This is a genomic window from Bacteroides sp. FSHCM14E1 (assembly GCF_019633785.1).
Taxonomy (GTDB): Bacteria; Bacteroidota; Bacteroidia; order Bacteroidales; family Bacteroidaceae; genus Bacteroides; species Bacteroides hominis.
In genome coordinates, this window is record NZ_JADKYL010000003.1 from 139,630 (window position 1) to 166,075 (window position 26,446).

The window sequence follows — 26,446 nt, forward strand, 5'->3', positions numbered from 1 at the left end:
GATTAGAGTTTATAATGTGACATTTATACCGAATGAAACCGTGCGGAATGCCGGATAGTTCCATTCTATTCTTTCCGGGTCGATACCCGAAGGCAAAGAGGTGAAAGTAGCTACGTTTTCAACACTGACAAACGCTTTCATTTGTGACAGGAAGATCTGAGACAGCCACTTTTTGGGCAAGTTATAGGACAGAGTAATGTTCTTGATACGGAGGTAAGAAGCATCGGACAAATATTTGTCGCTTTGACGAAGATTTGATCCTGAATTACCACGGTTACCATACAGACGGGGATACTTAGCATTCGGATTAACTGCTGTCCAGTCACCGTTATCCGGGTCTTTCGGCTTCCAATAGTCACCCAGCCCATCGAATAGAGGAATAAAGTTATCACCGTTCATCGGGAAAGTCAGAACATTCGAGATCCAGTAATCACGTTTTCCGGTTCCCTGCAAGATAACATTCAGGTCAAAACCGGCATAGTTGGCTCCCAGATTAATACCATACTGATAACGCGGAGTCGTATTACCAATCACTTTGCGGTCACCCGGATTATCGAATGTGTTGTCACCGCTTGTAATAACATTAGTAGAACTTTCATCATCACGAAGATTTTTGAATTTCACATCACCCGGACGGACGTTATAACCATTAATCGAAGTTATGCCTTCCTTCAGTTTCCAGGACGAAGTATCTTCAAAATCATCTACTGTATAATAGCCGTCTGCTACATAACCCCATATTTCACCCATCACCTGTCCGGGATAGAAACTGCTTAACAGTTTAGTGGCCGCATTGTCATCGTATTTGGTAATTTTCGACTTATAATCAGAGAGGTTAAAACCAAGACGATATCCTACTTTACCGATCTGGTCGCGCCAGTTCAGGCTCAGTTCCCAACCTCGGGTACGCATATCGGCCGTATTTTGGTAAGGAGCACTGGCACCTACAACAGCAGGCAACTGTACGCCCGGAGCAAGCATACCGTTAGTATTACGCTGATACCATTCAAATACACCATTCAGGCGATTATTGAATAGATTCACGTCCAGTCCGACATTGACCGTACCTACTTTTTCCCAGGTAAAATTCTGGCTTACCAATGCAGGCAACGAGCTGATAGAGGTAACATACGTATTATCGATAATCCAGGAGGTAGACTTATTGCTGACACTCATGGTCGGAGTGAATGTATATGGATTCACATTCTGGTTACCAATAACACCATATGATGCACGGACTTTCAACCCATCCAACCAGTTACGTGTAGACTCCATAAACTTCTCCTGTGCTATCTGCCAGCCGGCTGACACTGAAGGGAAGAAGCCAAAACGGGAACTCTTCGGGAATTTGGAAGAACCATCATAGCGCCCGTTTACTTCCAGCAAATATTTGTCCTGATAATTATAGTTAACCCTGAAAAAGCCACCACGTACAGCATACTCACTATATGAGTCAGTAGTCTTGATGGTTCCGGTTCCGGAGCCCATTGCCGGCACATCAATCACAGCTTGATTGTATGAGTAGGCGTCCAAAGTCTCTTGATAGCTCGATTCCTGATTGAATCCGGCCATTACTTTAAAATTATGACTGCCAAAGTTCTTACTATACGTAGCATACACGTTGATAGCATTATAATTCGTATGCTGTTTGTATTTTCTCAGATAATCGTCTACAAAAGATTTAGAGCTTCCTCCCTGGATAGTGGTATAATCATACTGCCCTGTATACCAATGATAATCATAAATGTTTTTATCGAACGTATACTCAAATACTGCTTCCAGCCCTTTAAGCGGTTTCAGAATAGATTTCAAGAAGATACGTGGATTATCATTATTGTTGTTTACCGGGTTCGACAGTAAAATCTGATTCCGCGGGGTAAACAAAGGAAGGTCTTCGTTTGCCAAAGTATTAACCGATGCCGGCAAATCTCCTTCGGGATAGTATGAAATCAAACGGGTGTTATACACACCACCCATTCCACCGGGTGAAGTTTGCAAACTGTGAGCATAGCTCATTGTCACTTCCTGAGTAAACCAATTAGTCACATCGGCCGAAATAAAGGTGTTGATGTTCATACGCTCAAACTTATCACGATCGGATATCAACACACCATCGTTTGAAGTATATCCTCCCGAAATACGATAACGGAGCTTGTCCGTACCTCCGGAGGCCGAAATATTATGGGTCATCTGGAAGCTGGTCTCCATAAAGTTTTTATAGAGGTCTTTCTCATTCAGATAATAAGGTACACCGGATTCATCCATATAGATACCATCACCTACCGTATTGAAAGCAGACGGATTTTTCTGGTATTCACTGAGATACTCCATCCATTTACTGACACTTGGCGAACCGAGCGACCAATAGGCATCCGAATATCCGCAATCCAGATAAGCTTGCAGATAATCCATCAACGGAGCTTGCTTAGGCAGGTTGACAGCTGTTCCGAAAGCAAAGTTATTATTGTAATTCAATGAGAATTTAGCGGCACCTTTGGGACGTTTGGTTGTGACAACAATTACACCACCGGCAGCACGTGCACCATAGATTGCCGCAGAAGCAGCATCTTTCAATACACTGATTGACTCGATATCTTCCGGATTGACCATGTCAAGATCACCTTCCACATTATCGATCAGTACCAGTGGCTTAATGGTATTACCATATGAACCGTCCGAGTTCTTGACGCCGACAGAATAGGCACCACGAATCTGGAAAGATTTACTTGTTCCGGGAGCATTACCTCCGTTAGAAACAAACAATCCCGGGACAGCTCCCTGAAGAGCATCGGATGCATTCAAGATAGGACGGTCACCTAATACCTCATCCATTTTGACTGAAGATACGGCACCGGTCAGATTCGCTTTCTTCTGAGAGCCATAGCCTACCACTACCACTTCTTCCAGTGCTTGGGTATCATCCATCAATATCACTTTGAGTGAGCTCTGATTGGTTATCTTAATATTTTGCGTTATGTATCCTATATACGAAATACTGATTACGGCATTGCCCGAAACAGAAAGAGAGAATTTACCATTAATATCGGTAATTGTACCATTGGAAGCATTACCCTTTTCCAGGACAGTAGCACCAATGACCGGTTCACCGGCAGCATCGGTTACAGTACCGGTAATCTTCCTTGCTTGCTGAATGGCAGCAACAGACTGGTTCTCATAAGTCTCTAAAGACGTAGCGAACACATGGTTCGGAGAGAGTAGGCCGGCAGAAATGCCAAGTCCTATCAGAACTTAAAACAATATGTAATCATCCATTTTCATTTTATATTACTTTTTGATTCATATTGGGGAAACATTCACTCCAACAGGGGACTTCTTTTATATTATTTTTTAGTATTGTTTATTGTATTTATAAAAAATAGAGTTAACTTTGTCTGCGAAAGTTAAATCTAATACAGGTAGAAAAATAGGATTAGGATAGTAAACAAACATATATTTAACCGATTCCAAACAGATCCTATATTGCTATCTCAAAACCAATTAAATATTAATACTTATGAGAAAATGTTCCCCAATTTCCCCTAACTCCTTTCGGAAAGTTCTGATAGAACTTAGAAGAGAATGCTCTTTTTACTATTGATTTTAATACTTTTCTCTATCCCACACCCATCTCAGGCTAAATTATTTACATTAAAAGAATGCTATTCACATTTGTCAGAAGCTATCACGGTGGAGTTATAGTACTAAATAAAAATATCAAAGCACAAAACATCATGAATCATAAAGCATTATAAATCAAATCTCAGTGAGATACCTCCTCACCAAGAGTTGACTTATAATACGCTGGCATATGTAATGATTAATTCTACTTCATCGCCTCATAAATGGTTTCCTGAATTTTTTCCCGTATTGCCATTTTAGATAATTTGTTAACCCAAGCATCGGGATAGGTACGATTGCTCAGAAACACATAAACCAAACCATTATCCGGATCTACCCAGGCACAGGTTCCTGTAAATCCGGTATGCCCATATACAGAAGCAGGAGCAGAAACAGCACACGGGCTTTTACTTTCATTCACCACATCCGGTTTATCAAAGCCCAGACCACGGCGGCTGATTTTAGATTTATCGGTAGTGAACAAAGCACAAGTCTCTTTACTTAAATAACGCCGTCCATCCAGCTCACCACCATTAAGTAACATCTGATAGACCTTACCAACCTCACGAGCTGTAGAAAAAAGTCCGGCGTTTCCTGAAATACCTCCCTGAAATGCAGCCGACTCATCATGGACAAATCCCTGCAAAGTAGTCTTACGCAGGAAACGGTCTACTGCAGAAGGTACTACCTCTTTTTTATCGAAGTAACGCAACGGCAGATATGCAGTACGCTCCAGCCCCATCGGTTTGTAGAATTCCTGCCACAGATATTCATCCAATGGTTTACCACTTAACTCTTCTGCAAGCATCTGCAACAAGATAAATCCGATATCACTGTAACGGTAATTCTTATCCTTTAACGGTACTTCTGCAATTTTTCTCTGCATCTCTTCCCTGAACGACTGATTTAACCATAGACTATCGCAAACCTGAAGGATACAGTCTCCGCTTTTCGTCTCGGCTGCCATCCCTTTATTGAACCGGAACCTCGGATTTCCCCAAGTACGAGCACCTAACCGTACCGTATGCAACGCATCCTTTGACTGCTTGAACAACGAACCTTTATAACTTTTCTTATCAATAGCTTCCTGATAGAAGACTAATCCGGAAGGTAACCCCGATTGGTGCAAGAGTAGTTCACGAATGGTCAGATTCTCCTTATTCGTCTTACGCAAGAAAGGCAGATAATCAGACACTTTATCAGTCAGATTAAAGCACCCTTTATCATAGAGCTTCATTACAGCCAACAATGTACCTGTTGTTTTTGACAGTGAAGCCAGATCATAAAGATCGGTCGGTTTCACTTTCTCACTATGCTCATCTGTATGATGCCCGAAACATCGGTCATATAAAGTCTTGCCATCCTTCATCACCAGTATCTGACAACCAGGATAAGCTCCTTCTTTAATACCTTCCAAAGCAATTGAATCGATGCGACTTAGTACCTCCGATTTCAGACCATATTCTTCGGGCACAAAATGGAAAGGCGTATGCGGTGTGATCGTCACTCCCGAACCGACAGGAAACAATCCACCTACACTGGCAGATAGCCTTCCGTCTGCTGTCGCTTTGCCAAAAAGTATATCAGCCACACGTTCCTGAACATCATCATGAGGAGCATGAGCCAGTACCACAGCCTCAGCCGCCGATACAGCCCGCTGGATCTGCAACATGGATTTAGCCGGAGTATAGAATACATAAATTGCAGGAGCTTCCGGAGCAAACCGGGCAAAAAATGATTGGTAAGGAGCAAGGCGTTGCTCGGTAACAGTAACAATAATGCGGCGATAAGCAGCAAGAGAATCACGCAGTTTCTGCTGTTCGACCTCCGGCAAATCTTTACGCAATTGAAAACGCGTAAATGGAATATACTTCTTTATTTCGCGGTCAAAAGGTTCTGTTTTCCCGCCATCACCGACATTCAATATAGCTACCTCTTTCAGGTCGGGATGCAGAGGCAATACGCCTCCTTTATTATTCAACACTGTAATTGCAGCCAGATTTAGCCTGCGAATCAAATCACGTGTTTGAGGCGTATTAATACGAGACCCCAACCCCGATAGTCTCACAAAAGGTTTATCCTTTAGACCTAAAATGTATTTATAAGTGAGTATTTTCCGACATTTTGCATCAATTTCCTCTTCCGGAAGTTCTCCTTTTTCCACCGCTGCCAATACAGCATCTATCTCTTCCTTTAGCCTGCGGGGAGCCAATACCATATCATTTCCGGCTTTCAAGGCTTGCAGACAGACACTCTGATTACCGGAAACCCCTTTCATAGCAAGCGCATCCGTAAAAATAAGTCCCTTAAAAGCCAATTCCTCGGTCAGCAAACCATAAACCACATTGCGCGATAAAGATGAGGGCAATCCACCGATTGGTTCGATTACAGGAACCTGTAAGTGCCCCACCATCATACCACTGACTCCGGCACGGATAGCCTCTTTAAACGGATATAGTTCTACACTGTCCAGACGTTCACGTGTAAAAGGCAATACGGGCAATGCTTTGTGTGAGTCCACGTCCGTATCACCATGTCCCGGGAAATGCTTGCAAACCGAAAGGACTTTTCCACTCTCCAGCCCCGAAGCATAAGCAATCACTTTGTCGGCTACCTGCATCGGATCTTCACCGAACGAACGGGTGTTGATAACCGGATTATCCGGATTGATATTTACGTCAGCCACCGGAGCAAAATTCACCTGTACTCCCAGTTCACGACACTGGCGAGCCATTTCCCGTCCATACTCATAGATCAGCCGATTATCCTGAATACATCCTAATACCATATTTCTCGGAAAAACAGGAGTACCGCGTAAACGCATGGAAAGTCCCCACTCACCATCGAAGGTTATCAGCAACGGACAGCGTGCCATCCGTTGCGCTTCGTTGGTCAGTGTAGCTTGATTCTGTATCTTTCCACCGGAAAAGAGTAATCCACCGACTTTATAGGTATGAACGGCATCACGCAACAACTGCATATTCCGTTTGGTCTGCACAGGTGCAATGGTATAAATGAACAATTGGCCAACCTTTTCTTTCAAACTCATCCGCTTGTAAACAGAATCGACCCAGTGACGGCATTTTTCGTCCTGAGAGGCCTGATAAAGCAATAAAGGTTCTATAGGAGCAGATACACCGGGAGGAGCATGAAAGTTCTCACCAATAGGAGTATCTTTTAAAGTAGGAGTTTTCGCCCCTACCACAAAAAACGCTGATACGACTAAACCAGCAAATAAATATCTTCTTTTCATTCTATATTGTAAAAAGCCATTAGCTATTCTGTTGTATATAATGACTGATAAATCACTTCCTGTATCCCTTGCCTAATCTTCATGCTATTCAACTTTCCATTCCAGGAATCGGGACAGAGACGGTTACTCAGAAAGATATAAACCAAGTCATTTTCCGGATCCACCCAAGCACAAGTACCGGTAAATCCAGTATGTCCGTAAACAGAGGCCGGTGCCGAAGGTGCACAGGCATTTGCTTTCGGATCATTCAAGTTAGGCTTGTCATATCCTAATCCACGATGGCTGACAGCAGATTTTCCCATAGTAAATGCACGGCAGGTTTCCGATCTGAGATAACGCTTCCCGTCCAGTTCGCCTTCATTGAGAATCATCTGATAGATCTTTCCAAGTTCGCAGGCTGTCGAAAATAATCCGGCATTGCCACTCACGCCTCCCATAAAGGCAGCCGCTTCATCATGCACATATCCGCAAAGGTTCTGCCGACGCAAATAATCATTGGTAGCAGTCGGCATTACTTCTGTTTTCTTATAACAGTTTAACGGTTGGAACAACGTACGTTCTAACCCCATAGGTCGATAAAACTCAGCAGCCAAATAAGCATCGAGCGTTTGACCGGTTATGGATTCTACCACCTGCTGTAACAGAATAAAGCCGATATCACTATACACAAAACGTTTACGATCCAGTTCCGACTGAACAATACTCTTCATCATTGCGGCTTTAAACTTTCTGTGCAGCCACATTCCATCGGCTATTTTCAACGTATGTTCCGGCGTTTTTGTTGCAGAGACGAGCCCTCTCCTGAACTTGAAATCCGAACAGGCATAAGTATATTCCCCCATACGGGTATGATGCCATTCATCCACAAACCCTTGTGTAAAAGGACCGGTTACTGAATATTCATCGATTGCGTTGCGATAAAAACGGATATAGGGAACCAAGCCGGATTCATGCAACAATAACTCCCGAATGGTAATATTCTTTTTGTTCGTATTCCGTAAAGCAGGCAAATATTTAGAAGCAGGATCAGTCAATTTCAACTGTCCCTGATCATAAAGTTTCATCACAGCCAATAGTGTAGCGCTTGTCTTGGTCAAAGAGGCAAGGTCAAAAAGATCGGTCGGACGTACCGGGGTACTATCCGTATCGGAATGAATGCCGAAGCATTTATCATAAACAGGCTGTCCATGTCGCAATACCAGTACCTGACACCCGGGAAATGCTTTGGCAGCCAATCCGGCAGATACTACAGAGTCTATACGATGAAGTCGGTACGATTTCAATCCATAATCTTCAGGAGCCGTACCGGCAGTCATGCCGGGCACTATATCTACACCTGAACCGGCAGCAAACGTCTCTCCGATACGCATAGACAAACGCCCTGTCGCCGAAGCTTTACCCAATACCACATCCGCTACATAACGTTGCAAATCCGCTTCATCGGAATGTGCCAGTACAACAGCAGCCGAACGGGCAACAGCCTCTTCAAGTGTCACCAGGGTCCGGTACGAAGTAAAGAAAGCATAAACCACAGGAGCCTGGAGATTGAGGTCTGTAAAGAACGGACGATATTCTTCCGCTTCTTTATCTTTTATCGTCATACTCACAATGACCCTCCGATGTTTTCCAAGTTCTTTTGCTATCCGTTTGCGTTCTTCCTCTCCCGTATCTTTATCCATTCGGAATGTTTTCAATGACAGTCTGGTGCGTAACTCTTCAATGAACAAAGCATCACTACCTTCACCACCTACCGTCAATACAGCTATTTCATCTTTAGTAACAAGAGGGAGAATCCGGAAATAGTTCCCCAGTACGGTCACTGCTGACGTGCGGAGTTTTGTCAGTAAAGCCCGTGCCTCAGGAGTGTTGATACGATCACTCAACCCATCTACTGAAATCACAGGACGCTTATTTAATCCCAAACGGTACTTATAAGTTAAGATCCTGCGGCATTTTGCATTTACTTCTTCCATACTGAGCCGTCCTTCCTTAATGGCTTGCAGAACATCCTGCTGTGCTTTCTCTATATTTTGTTGCACCAATACCATATCATTGCCCGCCTTCAGAGCCTTCACCGTCACATCCGGTTCGCTTGCTACTCCTTTCATGGCAAGCGCATCAGTAAAGACCAAGCCATTGAATCCCAGCTCTCCTCGCAGCACATCTGTCACAATGCTACGCGACAATGAAGAAGGAGTTATACGATCAGGTTCCAGAGCCGGAACCTGCAAATGCCCTACCATAATACCACCTAAACCAGCCCGAATGGCCTCTTTAAAAGGATATAGTTCCACACTGTCCAGACGTGCCCGATTGTAATAGACCGCAGGCAGCGCCTTGTGAGAATCTACGTCCGTATCACCATGTCCGGGAAAATGTTTGGAAACAGACAAGATACCACCACTCTCCAATCCACGCCCATAAGCTATCACTTTCTCAGCCACCGCTTCCGGGTTTTCACCAAACGAACGCACATGGATCACCGGATTATCAGGATTGGTATTGACATCCGCATCCGGAGCAAAATTAACATGTACACCCATCTCCCGGAATTCACGTGCCACTTCCTGCCCGTAGGCCTCAATCAGTGCATTATCACTGATGCAACCCAATGCCGCATTACGCGGAAACACAGGCGTATTCTCCAATCGCATGGATAGTCCCCACTCACCATCAAAAGTGATCATTAACGGAATTTTCGACCGGCTTTGTGCCCGGTTGGTCAATTTCGCCTGACCTTCTACCGTTCCTTCGGAATACAGGAAAGCACCCACTTTCAACTTACGGGTCAGTTTATCCACTAATTTTTCAGTATCTTTATCTGTCCGTGGAGCCAGGGTATAAACAAATAATTGCCCGACCTTATCCTTCAGTTTCATGCGGGAGAGCGTTTGCTCTACCCATTCATTGCAATGTACATCTTCCCGTACAGGCAAGAGTCCTGCTGTTTGCTGAGCCCAAAGAGCACCCGCACCCAGCAGCAACGCAGCGGTTAGCAGTTGTTTTAGCATAGTTTGTTTGGGGGTATTTCAAAAGGGAAAATCCCTCTTATTTCTTATTTTCAAGTGTCAAGTCCATCTGTCCTACATAGATCCCGCTCTTACCGGTATGCATCAATGATACATTTTTGCCATCCATATTAAGAAGAGTCTTCGGTCCTTTCATAAAGGTATGCGAGTGCCCTCCGAGAACAACATCTATATTACGGGTTTTAGGAATCAACCGGTTTTCATCATATTGCACACCCAAGTGAGAAAGACAAACAACCACATCACAACCCTCTTTTTCTTTCAGGACAGCAGCCACTTCATTTGCCGTAGCTACAGGATCATTATAAACGACTCCCACGCATTTATTGGCCTGAACCATGCCTTCAAGTTGGCAGCCCAATCCCAAAACACCAATCTTAACTCCGTCTCTCTCGATGATTACATATGGTTTCACCAAGTCTTTAAGCACTGTGGCACTCACATCGTAGTTGGCACATACCACCGGAAAGTCGGCCATCCGGAACAAACGTGCCATATTATCCAGATCGAAATCAAATTCATGGTTGCCAATAGTCATGGCATCATATTTCATTTCGTTCATCATCTTCACTTCTACCTCACCCTGAAACATATTATAATAAGGGGTCCCCTGTGATATGTCTCCGCAGTCGAACAATAACATATCAGGATGTTCCTTACGGAACTCTTTCACAAATGTAGCGCGACGTACAAATCCTCCCTTATCATAATTCCGGTCACCTTCCTGATTGATAGGTTCCAAACGGCTATGCACATCACTGGTCTGCAACAGGATCAGTTTTTTATCCTGTTGGGCAAATGCTGAAAAAGAAAAAAAGAAAATGAAAAAGAAAGCCAGAAAATTCTTTTCCATAAAACTAAGAATATATTTATTATTGGTTGGGGATATCATAATTCACTGAATTTTATCATTTTACATTCTATTATACCTTTACTTCACGGTGATTCTACCATCCAGTGCCGAAGTTATCTTCTTTCCGGCAGCTGTTTGTTGTCTCACATAGTCAAGAAAGAGTCCGCGTAATGTTGCTCCTTCCGGACATACACGTTTCTCCGCTTGCAAGAAAGCTTCCATGCTTCCGTTACCGTCAGCCAGATAATCAATGGTCGCCACCGTATAAAGTTTGTTGTCATCAATCGGCTGGCCGCCCACTGTAGCGTTCAGTAATTTTCCATCCTTAGTGATTTCCATCCGGATACCACTCACTCCTTCTCCCTTCAGCGAAGCAATACTTGTGAGCAATGCTTTCAGGTGTGTTCCCTTCATCGTCATTACGCAAAGTGAATTTTCGAATGGCAATATCTCATATACCGTTCCCACCGTAATATCCCCGGCAGGCAAAATATTACGCAATCCGCCCATATTCACCAATCCCATGTCAGCCGGCTTATCCTGTACTTTCACCGCAGCCTGGCGCAATACCTCCGCAACAAGATTGGAAAGCAGACTTTCGGGATGACCTTTGTCCATCTTCTGCTCGCTGGTGCCGATTACCTCATACATCATGTTGTCTATCTTCTCTTTGTAAGGCTTTAATATTGCCACGGCATCTGCATCGGGATGAGCATCCCATTTAGCGTCAATGTCAATCATCCTTCCTTCTACCTTGGCAACCCGATAATCGGCTTTTGCCATTTCGTGCGTCGACTGGCAAGAAGTAAATGTCAGCAACCCCGCCAGAATTACTCCTGAAATAATCTTTGCGTAATTTTGTTTCATATCCTTAAGTACTTAATAATGCTACAAATATACAAAAACATTTGGCTATCCGGCAAATAATTCGTTACTTTGCACCGCTTTCGCGCAATCGCTGTCAGGAGAGAGTTGCCTGGTATGTTGCGTTGTAACGATAAAACAATTTAATAATAAACAACAATGGATTTAATTAAAATTGCAGAAGAAGCATTCGCTACCGGAAAACAGCACCCGAGCTTCAAAGCAGGCGACACTGTAACAGTAGCATATCGTATTATCGAAGGTAACAAAGAACGTGTACAGTTGTACCGTGGTGTTGTTATCAAAATTGCAGGTCACGGAGAAAAGAAACGTTTTACTGTACGTAAAATGTCAGGAACTGTAGGCGTAGAAAGAATTTTCCCAATCGAATCACCGGCTATCGACAGCATCGAAGTGAACAAGGTTGGTAAAGTACGTCGCGCTAAACTGTACTACCTGCGTGCTCTTACTGGTAAGAAAGCAAGAATCAAAGAAAAAAGAGTTAACGGCTAATCAGCCTTACTTTTCGATTCGAAATAAAAAAGAGGGAATCTTCTGGCAAGATTTCCTCTTTTTTATTTCGTAACACAATTATCATTCCTACCTTTCGCGGCACAAGCACTTATACAGCATAATCACCGAAAAGCTTCCGATAGTCTTCATGTGTGGAAATCCAAAAGAAACAAATAGCCCCCCCTTACAGCATTGGAAGATGATAAAAAAGGAATCCGGCAAAAAGATGCTAAATCTTATAAAAGGGAATCATTATACTCTCTTTTCAATCGATTTGCTAACCACCCCTTTCTTAAACAAAGAGCTTCTGTAGATCTTTCTTGCATAAAAAAAGAGTATTCATGCAGAACTTGATCACTTTGAGAGTATATATACGGAAAAAGACGAAAGAGATTATTAATTTCTTCCAAGTCTTTTGTTAATAACGTCCGAGTCTTTTATTAATAAAGTCGAAACAAATCATTAACTTCTTCCAAAGAGGTTATTAATAGTCTAAAATCAAAGTCATTTTTCACTTATTAGCTCCGGTTGGAGTGAGGTATCCCAAGTACCATTTCGAAGTTAGACTACAAGATTCGCTATCATACAAAACAGAATAAAAGAACTTTTCTTTCTTCCGGAGAGGGTCAAGCTCAATAAGACATCTTTTTGACCTTCCGGGAGTCTGCTAAAATTCATTTTTCCCACCGGTTCCCAACAAAGATCGGAATATGCCCGCCCTGAACCGATAGAAAATACAAAATGACATTTTTGACAAAACGATATTGGAGTACATCCCGAAGTTCCTGCCCACACAGACAAAAAAAGCTCCGGAATTGCTTCCGGAGCTTTCAGCTAAATAATCGCTTTCATTCGCTCTTAGTCTCTCAGGTCTTTCAATTCCCAAGCCAATGCACTGGCACCCAGTACGGCAGCATCGGAGTCTTTCAACTCAGAAACGAGCAATTTTGTTTTGCCTTTGTAAATGTTCAGAAGATTGTTTTCCATGGCTTTTGTAATCGGCTTCATGATATAGTCGCCCGATTTTGCCAAACCACCGAACAAGATAATAGCTTCGGGACTTGAAAAAGCAATAGCGTCAGCCAATGCCTCACCCAGAATATTACCTGTAAATTCGAAAATCTCCTGAGCCAGCTTATCTCCCTGTACGGCAGCATCGTATACATCTTTCGATACAATGCTCTCTGCCGGGATATTGCGCAACAAGCTGGCATCGGTACGTGCAGCGAGGAATTCGCGTGCAGTGCGTGCCACACCTGTAGCCGAACAGTATGTTTCCAGACATCCTTTACGTCCGCAACCACAGATACGTCCGTCACGACGAACGATCACGTGACCGAGTTCTCCGGCAAAGCCGTCATGTCCGTAAACCACTTGTCCGTTGATAACAATACCACTACCGACACCTGTTCCCAGAGTAATCATGATAAAATCTTTCATACCGCGAGCAGCCCCGTAAGTCATTTCACCCACAGCGGCAGCATTAGCATCGTTTGTCAAGGCTGTCGGAATGCCCAGACGTTCCTCGAACATAGAAGCCAACGGCAATACACCTTTCCAAGGCAGGTTAGGAGCAAACTCAATGGTTCCGGTATAATAGTTTCCATTAGGAGCGCCAATGCCGATACCCTTTATTTTATCCACCCCGCCATTTGCAATGATCAACGGCAGAAGATTTTTGCATACTTCATCTGCATATTCTTCTACTGTAGGATATACCTGAGTTTTCACTGCACCGCTTGCTATAATAGTTCCGCGCGCGTCAACAATTCCAAAGACAGTGTTTGTTCCGCCAATGTCAATACCCACTACGTAGGGTTTCTCCATGCTTGAATTCATGATACTCTTATTTAAAGGGTTAGTTAATATTAAATGTTTATTGCACACAAATTACGTAAAGAAGATTGAGTCTACAAAATCTTTTTTTAAAAAAGTTCACTTCGTTTGCAACTTTTCGTATCAACCGTGCGTCTAATAGAACAAATCATAAGAAAATTGAAACTAAATAGATGAAACTGTGATACACTTAAAAGACATTAACAAAACCTACAACAACGGAGCCCCCCTCCACGTACTCAAGGGCATCAATCTCGATATCGAGCGGGGTGAATTCGTTTCCATTATGGGAGCATCAGGTTCCGGCAAATCTACTTTACTTAATATATTAGGTATACTGGATAATTACGATGACGGAGAGTATTACCTCAACAATGTGTTGATTAAAAACCTGAGCGAAACTAAATCCGCGGAGTACCGCAACCGGATGATCGGTTTCATCTTCCAGTCGTTTAACCTGATTTCATTCAAAAACGCAGTAGAAAACGTTGCACTACCTCTATTTTACCAAGGAGTAAGCCGGAAAAAGCGGAACGCAATGGCTATGGAATACCTCGACAAACTTGGCCTCAAAGACTGGGCACATCACATGCCCAACGAAATGAGCGGCGGTCAGAAACAGCGTGTAGCCATCGCCCGTGCCCTGATTACACAGCCTCAGATTATTCTGGCCGACGAACCTACCGGTGCACTGGACAGCAAAACTTCAGTAGAAGTCATGCAAATCCTGAAAGACCTGCACAAGACCGGAATGACCATTGTCGTAGTAACCCACGAAAGCGGAGTTGCCAACCAGACGGACAAGATTATTCACATCAAAGACGGTATTATCGAACGGATTGAAGAGAACCAGAATCATGATGCCTCACCATTCGGCAAGGATGGATATATGAAATAAAAACAAATACAAATATGATTGACATTTGGCAAGAAATATATGGCACCATCAAACGGAACAAACTTCGTACGTTCCTGACCGGATTTGCCGTAGCATGGGGAATTTTCATGCTGATAGTGCTATTAGGAGCCGGTAACGGGCTAATCCATGCTTTTGAAAAGTCATCCTCCGCACGAGCACTGAACTCCATCAAAATCTATCCGGGATGGACCGGAAAGCCCTACGACGGACTGAAAGAGGGACGCCGCATTCAACTGGATAACAAAGATTTGAATGCTACCATGGAACATTTCAGTGACAACATCATCAGCGTAGGTGCCAGTCAATGGCAGAGCAATGTGAATCTGAGTTACGGACAGGAGTACGTTAACCTTTCATTGGAAGGGGTATATCCGAACTTTACAGAAGTGGAATCCGTAAAATCGACAGAGGGACGGTTCATTAATGATATCGACCTCAAAGAACGGCGAAAAGTAATTGTACTACATACCAAGACGGCTGAGATCCTTTTCAGAAAAAGCCGAACAGAGCCTATCGGAAAATTCGTAAATGCCGGTGGAGTTTCTTATCAGGTAGTAGGACTTTACACCGATCCGGGTGACCAGGGAAGCAGTGAAGCATATATTCCCTTCTCAACCCTACAGGTGATTTACAATAAAGGCGATAAACTAAACAACCTGACTTTCACGACCAAAGGACTCACCACGATGGAATCGAATGAGGCATTTGAAGCAGCCTATCGTAAAGTGATGGGTGCCAAACATCGTTTCGATCCTTCGGACAACAGTGCACTATGGATATGGAACCGCTTTACCAACTATCTGCAATCTCAGAATGCCATGGGTATCCTGCGCACGGCCATCTGGGTGATCGGTGTCTTTACACTGCTGAGTGGCATTGTGGGTGTATCAAATATCATGCTGATCACAGTGAAAGAGAGAACACGCGAATTTGGGATCCGCAAGGCATTGGGTGCCAAGCCATTCTCCATCCTATGGCTGATTATCGTAGAGAGTGTAACCATTACGACCCTCTTTGGATATATCGGCATGGTAGCGGGAATCGCAGCTACCGAATGGATGAATAAGGTGGCCGGAGAACAAACCGTAGATGTGGGAATGTTCTCGGAGACGGTATTCCTGAATCCGACGGTAGATATCAGTATTGCCATACAGGCCACATTAACCCTGGTAATCGCAGGCACATTGGCAGGATTCTTCCCGGCCAAAAAAGCAGTAAGTATCAGACCTATTGAAGCACTTAGAGCAGATTGATTATGAGAGTAGATATAGACACGTGTGAGGAAATCCTCGTCACGATAACAAGAAACAAAACACGAAGCCTGCTGACGGCTTTCGGAGTATTCTGGGGTATCTTCATGTTGATAGCCCTGATGGGGGGCGGACAAGGGATGCAGGACATGATGCAAGCCGAATTCGAAGGATTTGCCACCAACTCGGGATTCATGGGCTCCCAGAAAACAGGGGAAGCTTACAAAGGATTCCGTAAAGGACGTTACTGGGATATCGAGAACTCGGATGTAGAACAAATCCGTGAGAAAGTAAAAGATATCGATGTTATTACCCCATCGATAGCCCGCTGGGGCTCGACAGCCATTTTCGGAGAAAAAAAGTATGATTGCAGCGTAAAGGGGCTCTATCCGGACTACGCCAAGATTGAAAATCAGGATATGGCTTACGGAAGATTCATTAATGATGTGGACGTACGCGAAGGACGCAAAGTCTGCGTGATCGGCAAACGCGTTTACGAAAGCCTTTTCAATCCGGGCGAAGATCCTTGTGGAAAGTATGTACGGGTAGACGGAATCTATTACCAGGTGATCGGTATGTGTGTATCCGAAGGAAACATAAATATTCAGGGACGGGCTTCGGAAGCTGTTGTATTACCTTTTAGTACCATGCAACAAGCCTACAATATGGGAAAACGTATCGATGTGATATGCTATACCGTGAAACCCGGGAAAAAAGTAAGCGATCTGGAACCGGAAATAGAAAGCATCCTAAAAGAAGCACACTATATAGCACCGGACGATAAGCAGGCAGTCATGAAACTGAATGCGGAAGCCATGTTCTCGATGATGGATAATTTGTTTACCGGTATCCATGTACTGATCTGGATGGTGGGCCTGGGTACTTTGCTGGCCGGCGCCATCGGTGTATCGAACATCATGATGGTAACGGTAAAGGAACGAACCACGGAAATAGGTATACGACGTGCCATCGGTGCCCGTCCGAAAGATATTCTGCAACAGATCTTATCGGAAAGTATGGTACTGACTACCATAGCAGGCATGGCCGGCATCTCTTTTGGAGTATTGATCCTGCAATTGATGGAAATAGGCGTTAACTCCGGTAAAGACCATTATTCTCACTTCCAGGTCTCCTTTGGCATGGCTATCGGAACCTGCCTGTTACTCGTGACACTGGGATTACTGGCCGGGCTGGCACCGGCTTACAGAGCAATGGCCATCCGTCCGATAGAGGCTATCAGAGATGAATAAAGTACAGCCTCTCCCCCACAAAAAGCAGAAAAGAGACACAGTCAAGTATAGAAAATAACAATTCAAAATATAAAACAAGATGAAAAAGTATCTGAAAATCACATTACTGGTAGTGGTAGCCGCCATCTTCATTGGGACATTCATATTCCTGTACCAGAAGTCGAAACCCCAAACAACTGTATATGAAACTGTCACCCCGGAAGTTGCCGACCTGGAAAAGACTACAGTGGCCACCGGTAAAGTAGAACCACGAGATGAAGTACTTATTAAACCACAAATATCCGGTATCATATCCGAGGTATATAAGGAGGCCGGACAAACCATCAGACAAGGTGAAGTGATCGCAAAAGTGAAAGTTATTCCGGAACTGGGCCAGTTAAACTCAGCCGAAAGCCGTGTGCGTGTAGCAGAAATCAGTGCAGCTCAGGCAGAGACCGACTTCGGACGTATCAAGAAGCTTTATAATGACAAGCTAATCAGCAAAGAGGAGTTCGAGAAGAGTGAAGTGGATATAAAGAAGGCACGCGAAGAATTGCAGACTGCAAAAGATGCATTGGAAATCATCAAAGAGGGTATCACCAAAAACAGTGCATCGTTCAGTAGCACACTGATCCGTTCGACCATCGACGGACTGATTCTGGATGTACCTATCAAAGTAGGTAACTCCGTTATTATGAGCAATACGTTCAATGACGGTACGACTATCGCCACGGTAGCTAACATGAATGACCTGATTTTCAAAGGTAAAATCGACGAAACAGAGGTTGGACGTATCCATGAAGGTATGCCGGTGAAACTGACGATCGGTGCTTTGCAGAATCTTACATTTGATGCCGAACTGGAATACATTTCTCCGAAAGGTGTGGAAGAAAACGGAGCCAATCAGTTTGAGATTAAAGCGGCCGTTCACGCACCGGATTCAGTACAGATCCGTTCCGGATATTCTGCCAACGCAGAAATCGTGCTGCAACGCGCACAGAAAGTTTTGGCAGTTCCCGAGGGCGTAATCGAATTCAGCGGTGACAGCACGTTCGTATGGGTAATGACCGATAGCATTCCCGAACAGAAGTTCGAACGTCGCCAAATAAAAACCGGTATGAGCGATGGTATCAAACTGGAAATCAAAGAAGGTCTGACCGGAAAAGAAAAAGTGAGAGCTTCGGAAAAGAAAGGTAAATAAGCCTTTATATATAAAAGAGGTATAAAGAAAATACGAATCACCAACAACGCATAATATGGGAAACAAAATATTAATTAATTTACTGATACTGACCGGACTGTCCACTTACGCTGCACAGGCACAGGAAGGATGGACTCTACGTCAGTGTATCGATTATGCCATTGAGCATAACATCAGTGTGCAGCAAACAGCAAATTCAGCCGAACAAAGCAAGGTGGATGTAAACACAGCCAAATGGGCACGCCTGCCCAACCTCAGCGGTAGCGCTTCGCAAAACTGGAGCTGGGGGCGCACGGCATCACCCGTAGACAATACCTACAACGACATTAACAGCGGTAGCAGCAGCTTTAGCCTGGGTACGAACATTCCCTTATTCACCGGTCTGGAACTACCCAATCAGTACGAGCTTACGAAGCTCAACCTGAAAGCTGCAATAGAAGACTTGAATAAAGCGAAAGAGGATCTGGCCATCAATGTCACTTCTGCTTATCTGCAAGTACTCTTTAATCTGGAACTAAGTAAAGTGGCCCAGAGCCAGGTAGGCCTCAGTAAAGAGCAACTGAACCGTATCACCCGCTTGCATGAAGTAGGAAAAGCCTCTCCTGCCGAGGTTGCTGAAGCCAAAGCACGTGTTGCACAAGACGAAATGAGCGCTGTGCAGGCAGATAACAATTACCGGTTGGCTTTGCTCGACCTAAGCCAATTGCTTGAACTGCCAACTCCGGAGAACTTCGCATTGGCTGCCCCGGATACTGAGTTGGAGTTTTCTCCACTTACTTCACCGGACGATATTTATAATCAGGCCATGTTATACAAGCCCGGTATCAAAGCAGCCCAATACCGCCTTGAAGGTAGTGAGAAAAACATCCGTATAGCTAAAAGCAGCTACTATCCTCAGTTATCCTTCTCAGCCGGATTAGGTACGAATTTCTATACAGTAAACGGTAGTGCCGGTTCAAGTTTTGGTAATCAAATGAAGAACAACCTGAATAAATATGCCGGATTCAGTTTGAATATACCTATATTCAATCGTCTGGCTACCCGCAACCGCGTACGTACGGCACGCCTGCAACAGACCAATCTGGCACTGCAATTGGACAACAGCAAGAAAGCACTGTACAAAGAAATCCAACAAGCATGGTACAATGCTGTAGCCGCCGAAAGCAAGTTTAAGTCAAGCGAATCAGCCGTAGAGGCCAACCGGGAATCTTTCCGTCTGATGAGTGAGAAATTCGATAATGGAAAAGCAACTTCGGTTGAATACAATGAATCTAAGCTGAATCTCACCAAAGCATTGTCCGACCAGATTCAAGCCAAATATGATTATCTGTTCCGTACAAAGATACTGGACTTCTATAAAGGACAGCCCATTGATTAAGAAAAGAGGTTATTATTATTGTAAGTGATAGGGGGATGTGTCATTATTCACCACAGAGTAACACAGGTTTGCACAGATAAATATCCTTAGCTATCAACAGATTAAGTTCTCTCTATGGAACTCTGTGTTACTCTGTGGTGAATAATGACACACCCCCTATCTTTTTTACCCTGTTGCCCGCACAAAATAAAGGGCGAAATTCACATTCCACCCTTTATCAATCAAAATTACAATCTAAGAGTAAGTTACACCACGACCGGACAACTCACCCGTTTATCCCTGTACAAGTAATGTGCCAAGTATACAACTATCTAATTATCAGCATATATATAAAACAAAGAGATGTTCAGCAACGGACATATCACTTCCATTAGCGGACATTTTATATCAGAAAAAAGGAAAACACACACCTTTTAATCCTCTTTTGCTTTTTTTTTCATACCTTGCAGCGCATTTAGATAATACAGAAAAATACCCAGGTACGGAATATTAGGATGGACGACTTAAATATCAACAGTTTTAATGCTCTCCATACTCTCTACTACAGAAAGTCTTTCTTGTTTGCCAGATCGTATGTACACGACGAACAGGCAGCAGAAGACATCGCTGCCGAAGCCCTGATAAAGCTATGGGAGAAGCTGAAATCTGATATTATAAATTCTCCCCAAGCTATGTTACTCACTATCCTGAAGAACAAATCACTGGATTACCTGCGTCTGGAACAGAATCCATAAAAGGAGAATCTTATTGAAGCTGCTTCGTCCGGGTATGCGAGGGTTCCTCGTATGAAATGAAAATACAGATACAGCCTGAACAGTTCAATTAACGAAAATAAAAACGACATGAGAAACATCCAACGAACCATTCTCCGGATAGCCGGGCTACTCTTCTGCCTGCCGTCCTTCTGTTCAAATCCGGTAGTTATAGGCAACAGCCGGTTCACGTTCATCACCGACCATCTGGTGCGTATGGAGTACGCACAGCAGGGACAGTTCCTGAATGACTCTACACTCTTCGCTGTCGACCGCACTCCCAGATGTACCGACGTAAAAGTGGAGAGAAAAGAGGGCAACCGTTACGTAATGACCACCCCCGTCCTGCGCATCGAGTACTACAACGACGGATTCCCCTTCGGGCAAACCAACCTGTTTGTCTACTTCAGAAACGGAAACGCACCCAAAGAGACGCGTTGGTACATAGCCAGCCGCCAAAGCCGGAACCTGCTGGGACCGGTGACCACGCTCGACGATGTAGACGGCCCCATCGACCGACAGGAAGGATTATTGAGCCGCGATGGATGGTACCTGATTAACGACACCGGCAAAGAAATCCTGAAAAACGGATGGGTCACCGAACGCGACCGCAGCCATGTACAGGATTTGTATCTGTTTGTTTACGGCAATGACTACAAGGCAGCCCTGAAATCGCTTCAGGCAGTCAGCGGTCCGTCACCGATGACCCGCAAATATGTACACGGTTCCTGGTATTGCCGCTGGTGGAATTATACGGACGAAGACTACCGTCAACTGGTACGTGAATATCGCGAACACGACTTCCCACTCGACATCATGGTGTTCGACATGGGATGGCATACGCAAAACGCCAAAGTGGGAACCGGACATGCCGGCACACGCGGCTGGACGGGTTACAGCTGGAACCGGAAACTGATTCCGGAACCGGAGAAGCTGATAAGCGACTTCAAAGACGACCATATTTACGTGGTACTGAACGAACATCCGCACGACGGTATCCGCCCGCACGAGGACAGCTACAAAGCATTCATACGTGACCTGGGAGCAGATACGCTGAAAACCGGCGTACCCTTGTTTGACGCAGGCGACCGCAATTATATGAATGCCTTCATGAGACATGCCCATCAGGAAAGCGACTCCATGGGTGTAGCATTCTGGTGGCTCGACTGGCAACAAGATTATCTGTATCCGCTGGTACGGGGTACAAACATGAAACACCTTCCCTGGCTGAACCACATTTATTATAACTACTCGGCCGGTAACCGCCTCCGCGGCGCAGGATTCAGCCGTTGGGCAGGTTGGGGAGACCATCGCCATCCGATCCAGTTCTCCGGAGATGCCGTGGGCAACTGGGACTTGCTCCGCTTTGAGGTTGACCTGACGACTACCAGCGGCAATGCGGGCTGTTTCTTCTGGGCACACGATCTCGGTGGATTCTATGACGGAACCGATCCGGAACTCTATACCCGCTGGACACAATTCGGACTGCTGAACTCTTCACTCCGCATCCACTCGGTATATGACAAGAAACTCGACTGCCGCCCCTGGCTTTGGGGGACAGAGGCAGAAAAGGCCATGCACAGGATTTATCACCTGCGCTCGCAGCTGATGCCCTACATTTACTCCTCCGTCCGCCAGTGCCATACGGATATGTTGCCGCTCAACCGGGGCATGTACATCGAATATCCGGAAGAAGAAAAAGCCTATCAATATCCGGGACAATTCCTGTTCGGAGATCTTTTACTGGGTGCCCCCATCACTACAAAGGGCAAAGGAGAGAAGAAAACAGCCACACAAGAGGTCTGGCTGCCTGGCGGAACAAGCTGGTATAACTTCTTCACCGGCGAGAAACAAGAGGGTGGACAAGTCATAAAGACAGAAAGCCCACTGGACGAATTCCCCTTGTTTATCAAAGGAGGCCATCCGCTGCCGATGCAGCCATATACGGAAAGAATGTGCTCCACCCCGCTCACCGAACTGACCGTGCGTTGCTATCCGGGAGAAGAGGGAGCGGACAACACTTACACCCTGTACGAGGATGACGGACTGACGCAGGATTATCTGGCCGGCAAGTATGCCACCACCCGCCTCAACTATCAGAAGACCGGAGAACAAACAATCATCACCGTGTCGCCGGCAGAAGGAACCTATGAAGGGCAGCCCCGGAAACGTGCTTACCGGATTGAACTGCCGGGAGTCACGACACAAGCCCGCATACAGGTGAACGGTAAAAAGGTAAGAGCCACTCCGGATAAGGAATTAAACGGAATTGTAGTGCAAGTCAAGGTTACGGACATCCGTAAACCGATTGTAATCAAGATACAGTAATAACACGAGGATGTGCCGGGAACCCGTCAGGCTGTGGCAGGCTCCAGGCACACCCTCTATATCCGATTACTGCATTCCGGCAAGTTCTCTCTTCACAATCCAGTATCCGACCCTGGACTCCGAAATACCCGGCTTCACTTTATGGTTACATACCAGTTCGTCATCTGTTATGGCAGATTCCAGGTAATAAAAGCAACAAGAATCGTCTCCATCCAGCCTCCGGGCCAGTTCTATGATATGCGTGGATATCAGGAAACGGCTGTGAACCTTCTCCCTGAGCACTTCGGTCACGGCTACCGATGCTTCAAAAGCATCCCGTGCATTGGTCCCCCTGAACAATTCGTCGAACAGCACAAAACAATGGTTACCTTCATTAATCTGTTGCAACACCTCTTTCACCCGGAGTACTTCCGCATAAAAATGACTGCGCCCATCCCTTAACGAATCCGGAAGATTGATAGAAGTAAAGATACCATCAAACACCGGACAGACCATAGAAGAAGCAGGCACCGGAAATCCGGCATGAGCCAGCCATACGGCGGACGCTATCGCTTTCAAGGTCGTGGATTTACCGGCCATATTTGATCCTGTAAAGATACAGATATTCCCATGCTCCATATCCCAGTCATTCTTCACCGCATCTTTCACCTGAGGATGGTAAAAGTCACGAAGCACAAATTTGCCATCGGTCGTAAACGTAGGAAAACACCATCCTTTCGTAACAGCCGTACGGTGCATGGTACGGATGGCATCCAATTGATATACAATCGAAAGAAGATCAGCAATGGTATGGTTGCGCCGATAGCGGAAAATATAATCCAGCCGGTCGGTCCGGTAAAAACCGTCCTCCTGTCCGCAGGATTCTACCATTTTGCCCAACTCCGTAGCCTGATAAGTCTCCAGGACAGTAGCTACCATGCTGCGGATTAACCGGGGAGAAAGTTCGGTCACATGATCCGCAAAAATCTTCAGTTCCAGCAAAACATTTTCAAGCAACTTTGTTCCTCTCTGAATGATATAGCGTTCGGGAGTACTTCTGAACACCCTGAAAGCACGTGATAAAACAGATTCCAGATAAGTAACCCTTGTCGGACGGTCTCCCTGACTAAGATAAAACTCTATAAAATCCAGCTCTTCCCGACAAATACGTATTTCGGGGAAGTCCGGACACCGGATTGCCTCCTGCCTTTCATGCAGCATCTGCCAATCGGATATGGGATGGGTTGCCCAATCTTCCAGACACCTCTTTCCTCCGTCACTTTCCGTCATGTCAAAGAGAGAGAAAAGAGTTTTCTCTCCGTACGTACTCTCCATCACTCCTAAGTCATTGAGAGTCTGTCTATCTGTTCGTAGTTGTTTCACGGTATCTCATATGATCGATTTCTCAAAGATAGAATATTTTTCCGGAAAGAGCATCATCCATCCTCCCGGAATTGTATAACTTTGCAGCCGATAAATCCGTAGTTTACATATCATAATGGGAAAATATCGTACGAAAGGGAGCATCGCTCTCATCATTACAGGAAGTGTCCTGATCCTTGTTCTGACAGGTTTATATTGGGGACGCAACGGAATTCTCTGCCGAATGGTTGGCAAGCGGATACTGCGCACCGAACAAAAATACGGATTATCCATCCGCTACGATGCCTTGCGAATGAAAGGGCTGAACGAAATCGAGCTGAGCAATCTTTCCGTAGTCCCTGACAAGCGGGACACCCTCCTCACCCTGCATGCCCTGAACATGCGCCTCAGCTTCTGGAAACTGCTACGCGGAAAGATCGAAGTACGCAACGTAACCGCCGACCGGCTGAAAGTTTCATTCATCAAAGCAGACAGCACAGCAAATTATGACTTCCTCTTCCTGAAAAAGGAACAGGAGGTACCGGCCGGTTCGGCACAAGCCGACTATGCCCACAGAGTGAACAGGATACTGAACCTGCTCTATGGTCTCTTACCCGAAAACGGAACACTGCGTCAAGTCGACGTCAGCGAACGGAAAGACCGTAACTTCGTAGCTATCCACATCCCGCAATTAAGCATACGGCAAAACCATTTCAACTCCGATATCGAAGTACAGGAAGATTCGGTAAGCCAACATTGGACCACCTGTGGAGAGGTAAACCGAAGCCACCACACGCTAAAAGCCGAACTTTATGCACAGCATAAAGAGAAAATCGCCCTCCCCTATCTCAAACGCCGTTTCGGTGCGGACATTCGCTTGGATACCCTTACCTATAGCCTGACTGAATCGGAAGGAAACAGCGGTCAGATTATACTGACAGGACAAGCAGCAGTCAACGGACTTGAAGTGTATCACAAAGCTCTTTCCCCTCAAACAGTCAATCTGGACCGCGGACAAATATCCTACCGGGTTCTTGTGGGTAAAGAGTTCGCCGAACTGGACAGCACAACCTTGATGCAATTCAACCAAATGCAGCTTCATCCTTATCTGAAAGCCGAGAAGAGAGAACACCAATGGCACTTCACAGCAGCTTTAAACAAGTCCTGGTTTCCGGCAAACGAACTTTTCGGCTCACTCCCCAAAGGACTATTCAGCAATCTGGAAGGGATAAAGACGGACGGCGAACTGTCCTATCATTTCTTGCTGGATGTGGACTTTGCCCTACCGGACAGCCTGAAGCTGGAATCGGAACTAAAAGAGAGAAACTTCCGCATCGTGAAATACGGAGCCACAGACCTTGGTAAAATGTCGGAAGAGTTTATCTATACGGCTTACGAAAACGGACAGCCGGTACGCACTTTCCCCATAGGCCCCTCTTGGGAACATTTCACGCCACTGGACAGCATCTCTCCACTATTGCAAATGTCTGTGATGCAAAGTGAAGACGGAGCTTTCTACTATCACCGGGGCTTTCTTCCCGATGCCATGCGTGAAGCATTGATACAAGACCTGAAAGTGAAACGTTTTGCCCGTGGGGGAAGTACTATCACCATGCAGCTGGTAAAAAACGTATTCCTGAACCGGAACAAAAACATAGCCCGGAAACTGGAAGAAGCCCTGATCGTCTGGCTGATAGAAACGGAACGTCTCACTTCCAAAGACAGGATGTACGAAGTATATCTGAACATAGTGGAATGGGGGCCGCTTGTCTACGGAGCACAGGAGGCTGCTGCCTACTACTTTAAAAAACGCCCGTCTCAACTGACAGCCGAGGAGTCCATCTTCCTGGCATCCATCATTCCGAAGCCCAAGCATTTCCGAAATTCGTTCACCGGTGACATGAAACTGAAAGAAAACCTGGAAGGCTATTATCGATTGATAGCCGAACGACTGGCAAAAAAGGGAGTTATCAGCGAAGCGGCGGCGGACAGTATCCGCCCGGAGATAAATGTGACCGGCGAAGCAAGGAAAGACTTGGAGAGAGACAGCATACAGTAATTTATCAGATACCAAAAGCAGAA

15 protein-coding genes and 1 pseudogene are annotated in these 26,446 nt (G+C 45.2%); 9 read left to right on the plus strand and 7 right to left on the minus strand.

Features of this window, described 5'->3' with window-relative positions:
• Positions 1-9: 9 nt before the first annotated feature.
• The 5 genes from ISX59_RS06230 to ISX59_RS06250 form a co-directional block, all read right to left on the minus strand.
• Complete coding sequence (locus ISX59_RS06230; RefSeq protein ID WP_032531741.1) at positions 10-3,201, minus strand: TonB-dependent receptor; 3,192 nt, start codon at positions 3,199-3,201, stop codon at positions 10-12.
• Positions 3,202-3,823: 622 nt separating this feature from the next.
• Entirely contained in the window at positions 3,824-6,871 is a 3,048-nt protein-coding gene (locus tag ISX59_RS06235; protein ID WP_220575745.1) for a glycoside hydrolase family 3 N-terminal domain-containing protein, read from the minus strand.
• 23 nt (positions 6,872-6,894) lie between these two features.
• The gene (locus ISX59_RS06240) at positions 6,895-9,882 is read right to left on the minus strand and encodes a glycoside hydrolase family 3 N-terminal domain-containing protein (RefSeq protein WP_032531743.1); all 2,988 of its coding nucleotides are present in this window, start codon (positions 9,880-9,882) and stop codon (positions 6,895-6,897) included.
• Positions 9,883-9,919: 37 nt separating this feature from the next.
• Positions 9,920-10,792, minus strand: a complete 873-nt coding sequence (locus ISX59_RS06245; RefSeq protein ID WP_032541599.1) for a bifunctional UDP-sugar hydrolase/5'-nucleotidase — start codon at positions 10,790-10,792, stop codon at positions 9,920-9,922.
• A 39-nt stretch (positions 10,793-10,831) separates the two neighbouring features.
• Positions 10,832-11,620: a 5'-nucleotidase C-terminal domain-containing protein gene (locus ISX59_RS06250; protein ID WP_032531745.1), complete on the minus strand. Its 789-nt coding sequence runs from the start codon at positions 11,618-11,620 to the stop codon at positions 10,832-10,834.
• A 156-nt stretch (positions 11,621-11,776) separates the two neighbouring features.
• On the opposite strand from ISX59_RS06250, the gene rplS reads away from it, so the two are divergent.
• Positions 11,777-12,130 (plus strand): 50S ribosomal protein L19, encoded by a 354-nt coding sequence (gene rplS, locus ISX59_RS06255; protein ID WP_005778830.1) that lies wholly within the window; start codon positions 11,777-11,779, stop codon positions 12,128-12,130.
• An 858-nt stretch (positions 12,131-12,988) separates the two neighbouring features.
• Here the strand turns inward: rplS and ISX59_RS06260 are convergent.
• Positions 12,989-13,969 (minus strand): ROK family protein, encoded by a 981-nt coding sequence (locus ISX59_RS06260; RefSeq protein ID WP_005810700.1) that lies wholly within the window; start codon positions 13,967-13,969, stop codon positions 12,989-12,991.
• Positions 13,970-14,147: 178 nt separating this feature from the next.
• Here ISX59_RS06260 and ISX59_RS06265 point away from each other — a divergent pair, with 178 nt between their 5' ends.
• The 7 genes and pseudogenes from ISX59_RS06265 (at position 14,148) to ISX59_RS06295 (ending at position 23,023) form a co-directional block, all read left to right on the plus strand.
• Positions 14,148-14,864: an ABC transporter ATP-binding protein gene (locus ISX59_RS06265; protein WP_005778836.1), complete on the plus strand. Its 717-nt coding sequence runs from the start codon at positions 14,148-14,150 to the stop codon at positions 14,862-14,864.
• Between the two features lie 14 nt (positions 14,865-14,878).
• Complete coding sequence (locus ISX59_RS06270) at positions 14,879-16,138, plus strand: ABC transporter permease (protein ID WP_005810702.1); 1,260 nt, start codon at positions 14,879-14,881, stop codon at positions 16,136-16,138.
• A 2-nt stretch (positions 16,139-16,140) separates the two neighbouring features.
• Positions 16,141-17,385, plus strand: coding sequence for an ABC transporter permease (locus ISX59_RS06275; protein WP_005778840.1), 1,245 nt, complete (start codon positions 16,141-16,143; stop codon positions 17,383-17,385).
• A gap of 79 nt (positions 17,386-17,464) precedes the next feature.
• Complete coding sequence (locus ISX59_RS06280; RefSeq protein ID WP_005778842.1) at positions 17,465-18,565, plus strand: efflux RND transporter periplasmic adaptor subunit; 1,101 nt, start codon at positions 17,465-17,467, stop codon at positions 18,563-18,565.
• Positions 18,566-18,620: 55 nt separating this feature from the next.
• Positions 18,621-19,943: a TolC family protein gene (locus ISX59_RS06285; protein ID WP_005778845.1), complete on the plus strand. Its 1,323-nt coding sequence runs from the start codon at positions 18,621-18,623 to the stop codon at positions 19,941-19,943.
• 342 nt (positions 19,944-20,285) lie between these two features.
• Positions 20,286-20,671: pseudogene (locus tag ISX59_RS21380) on the plus strand (sigma factor); the annotation flags it as partial.
• Positions 20,672-20,785: 114 nt separating this feature from the next.
• Positions 20,786-23,023 (plus strand): glycoside hydrolase family 31 protein, encoded by a 2,238-nt coding sequence (locus tag ISX59_RS06295; RefSeq protein WP_032540299.1) that lies wholly within the window; start codon positions 20,786-20,788, stop codon positions 23,021-23,023.
• Positions 23,024-23,089: 66 nt separating this feature from the next.
• Here ISX59_RS06295 and ISX59_RS06300 read toward each other — a convergent pair whose 3' ends face one another.
• Complete coding sequence (locus tag ISX59_RS06300; RefSeq protein ID WP_220393082.1) at positions 23,090-24,337, minus strand: MutS family DNA mismatch repair protein; 1,248 nt, start codon at positions 24,335-24,337, stop codon at positions 23,090-23,092.
• Between the two features lie 163 nt (positions 24,338-24,500).
• On the opposite strand from ISX59_RS06300, the gene ISX59_RS06305 reads away from it, so the two are divergent.
• Positions 24,501-26,423, plus strand: coding sequence for a biosynthetic peptidoglycan transglycosylase (locus ISX59_RS06305; RefSeq protein ID WP_220575746.1), 1,923 nt, complete (start codon positions 24,501-24,503; stop codon positions 26,421-26,423).
• Positions 26,424-26,446 lie beyond the last annotated feature (23 nt).

Coding starts and splice junctions, on each gene's coding strand:
- ISX59_RS06280 (WP_005778842.1), top strand. CDS start 17,465: ATGAAAAAGTATCTGAAAATCACATTACTGGTAGTGGTAGCCGCCATC.
- ISX59_RS06275 (WP_005778840.1), top strand. CDS start 16,141: ATGAGAGTAGATATAGACACGTGTGAGGAAATCCTCGTCACGATAACA.
- ISX59_RS06305 (WP_220575746.1), top strand. CDS start 24,501: ATGGGAAAATATCGTACGAAAGGGAGCATCGCTCTCATCATTACAGGA.
- ISX59_RS06235 (WP_220575745.1), bottom strand. CDS start 6,871: ATGAAAAGAAGATATTTATTTGCTGGTTTAGTCGTATCAGCGTTTTTT.
- ISX59_RS06245 (WP_032541599.1), bottom strand. CDS start 10,792: ATGATATCCCCAACCAATAATAAATATATTCTTAGTTTTATGGAAAAG.
- ISX59_RS06260 (WP_005810700.1), bottom strand. CDS start 13,969: ATGAATTCAAGCATGGAGAAACCCTACGTAGTGGGTATTGACATTGGC.
- ISX59_RS06295 (WP_032540299.1), top strand. CDS start 20,786: ATGAGAAACATCCAACGAACCATTCTCCGGATAGCCGGGCTACTCTTC.
- ISX59_RS06240 (WP_032531743.1), bottom strand. CDS start 9,882: ATGCTAAAACAACTGCTAACCGCTGCGTTGCTGCTGGGTGCGGGTGCT.
- ISX59_RS06285 (WP_005778845.1), top strand. CDS start 18,621: ATGGGAAACAAAATATTAATTAATTTACTGATACTGACCGGACTGTCC.
- rplS (WP_005778830.1), top strand. CDS start 11,777: ATGGATTTAATTAAAATTGCAGAAGAAGCATTCGCTACCGGAAAACAG.
- ISX59_RS06270 (WP_005810702.1), top strand. CDS start 14,879: ATGATTGACATTTGGCAAGAAATATATGGCACCATCAAACGGAACAAA.
- ISX59_RS06250 (WP_032531745.1), bottom strand. CDS start 11,620: ATGAAACAAAATTACGCAAAGATTATTTCAGGAGTAATTCTGGCGGGG.
- ISX59_RS06300 (WP_220393082.1), bottom strand. CDS start 24,337: ATGGAGAGTACGTACGGAGAGAAAACTCTTTTCTCTCTCTTTGACATG.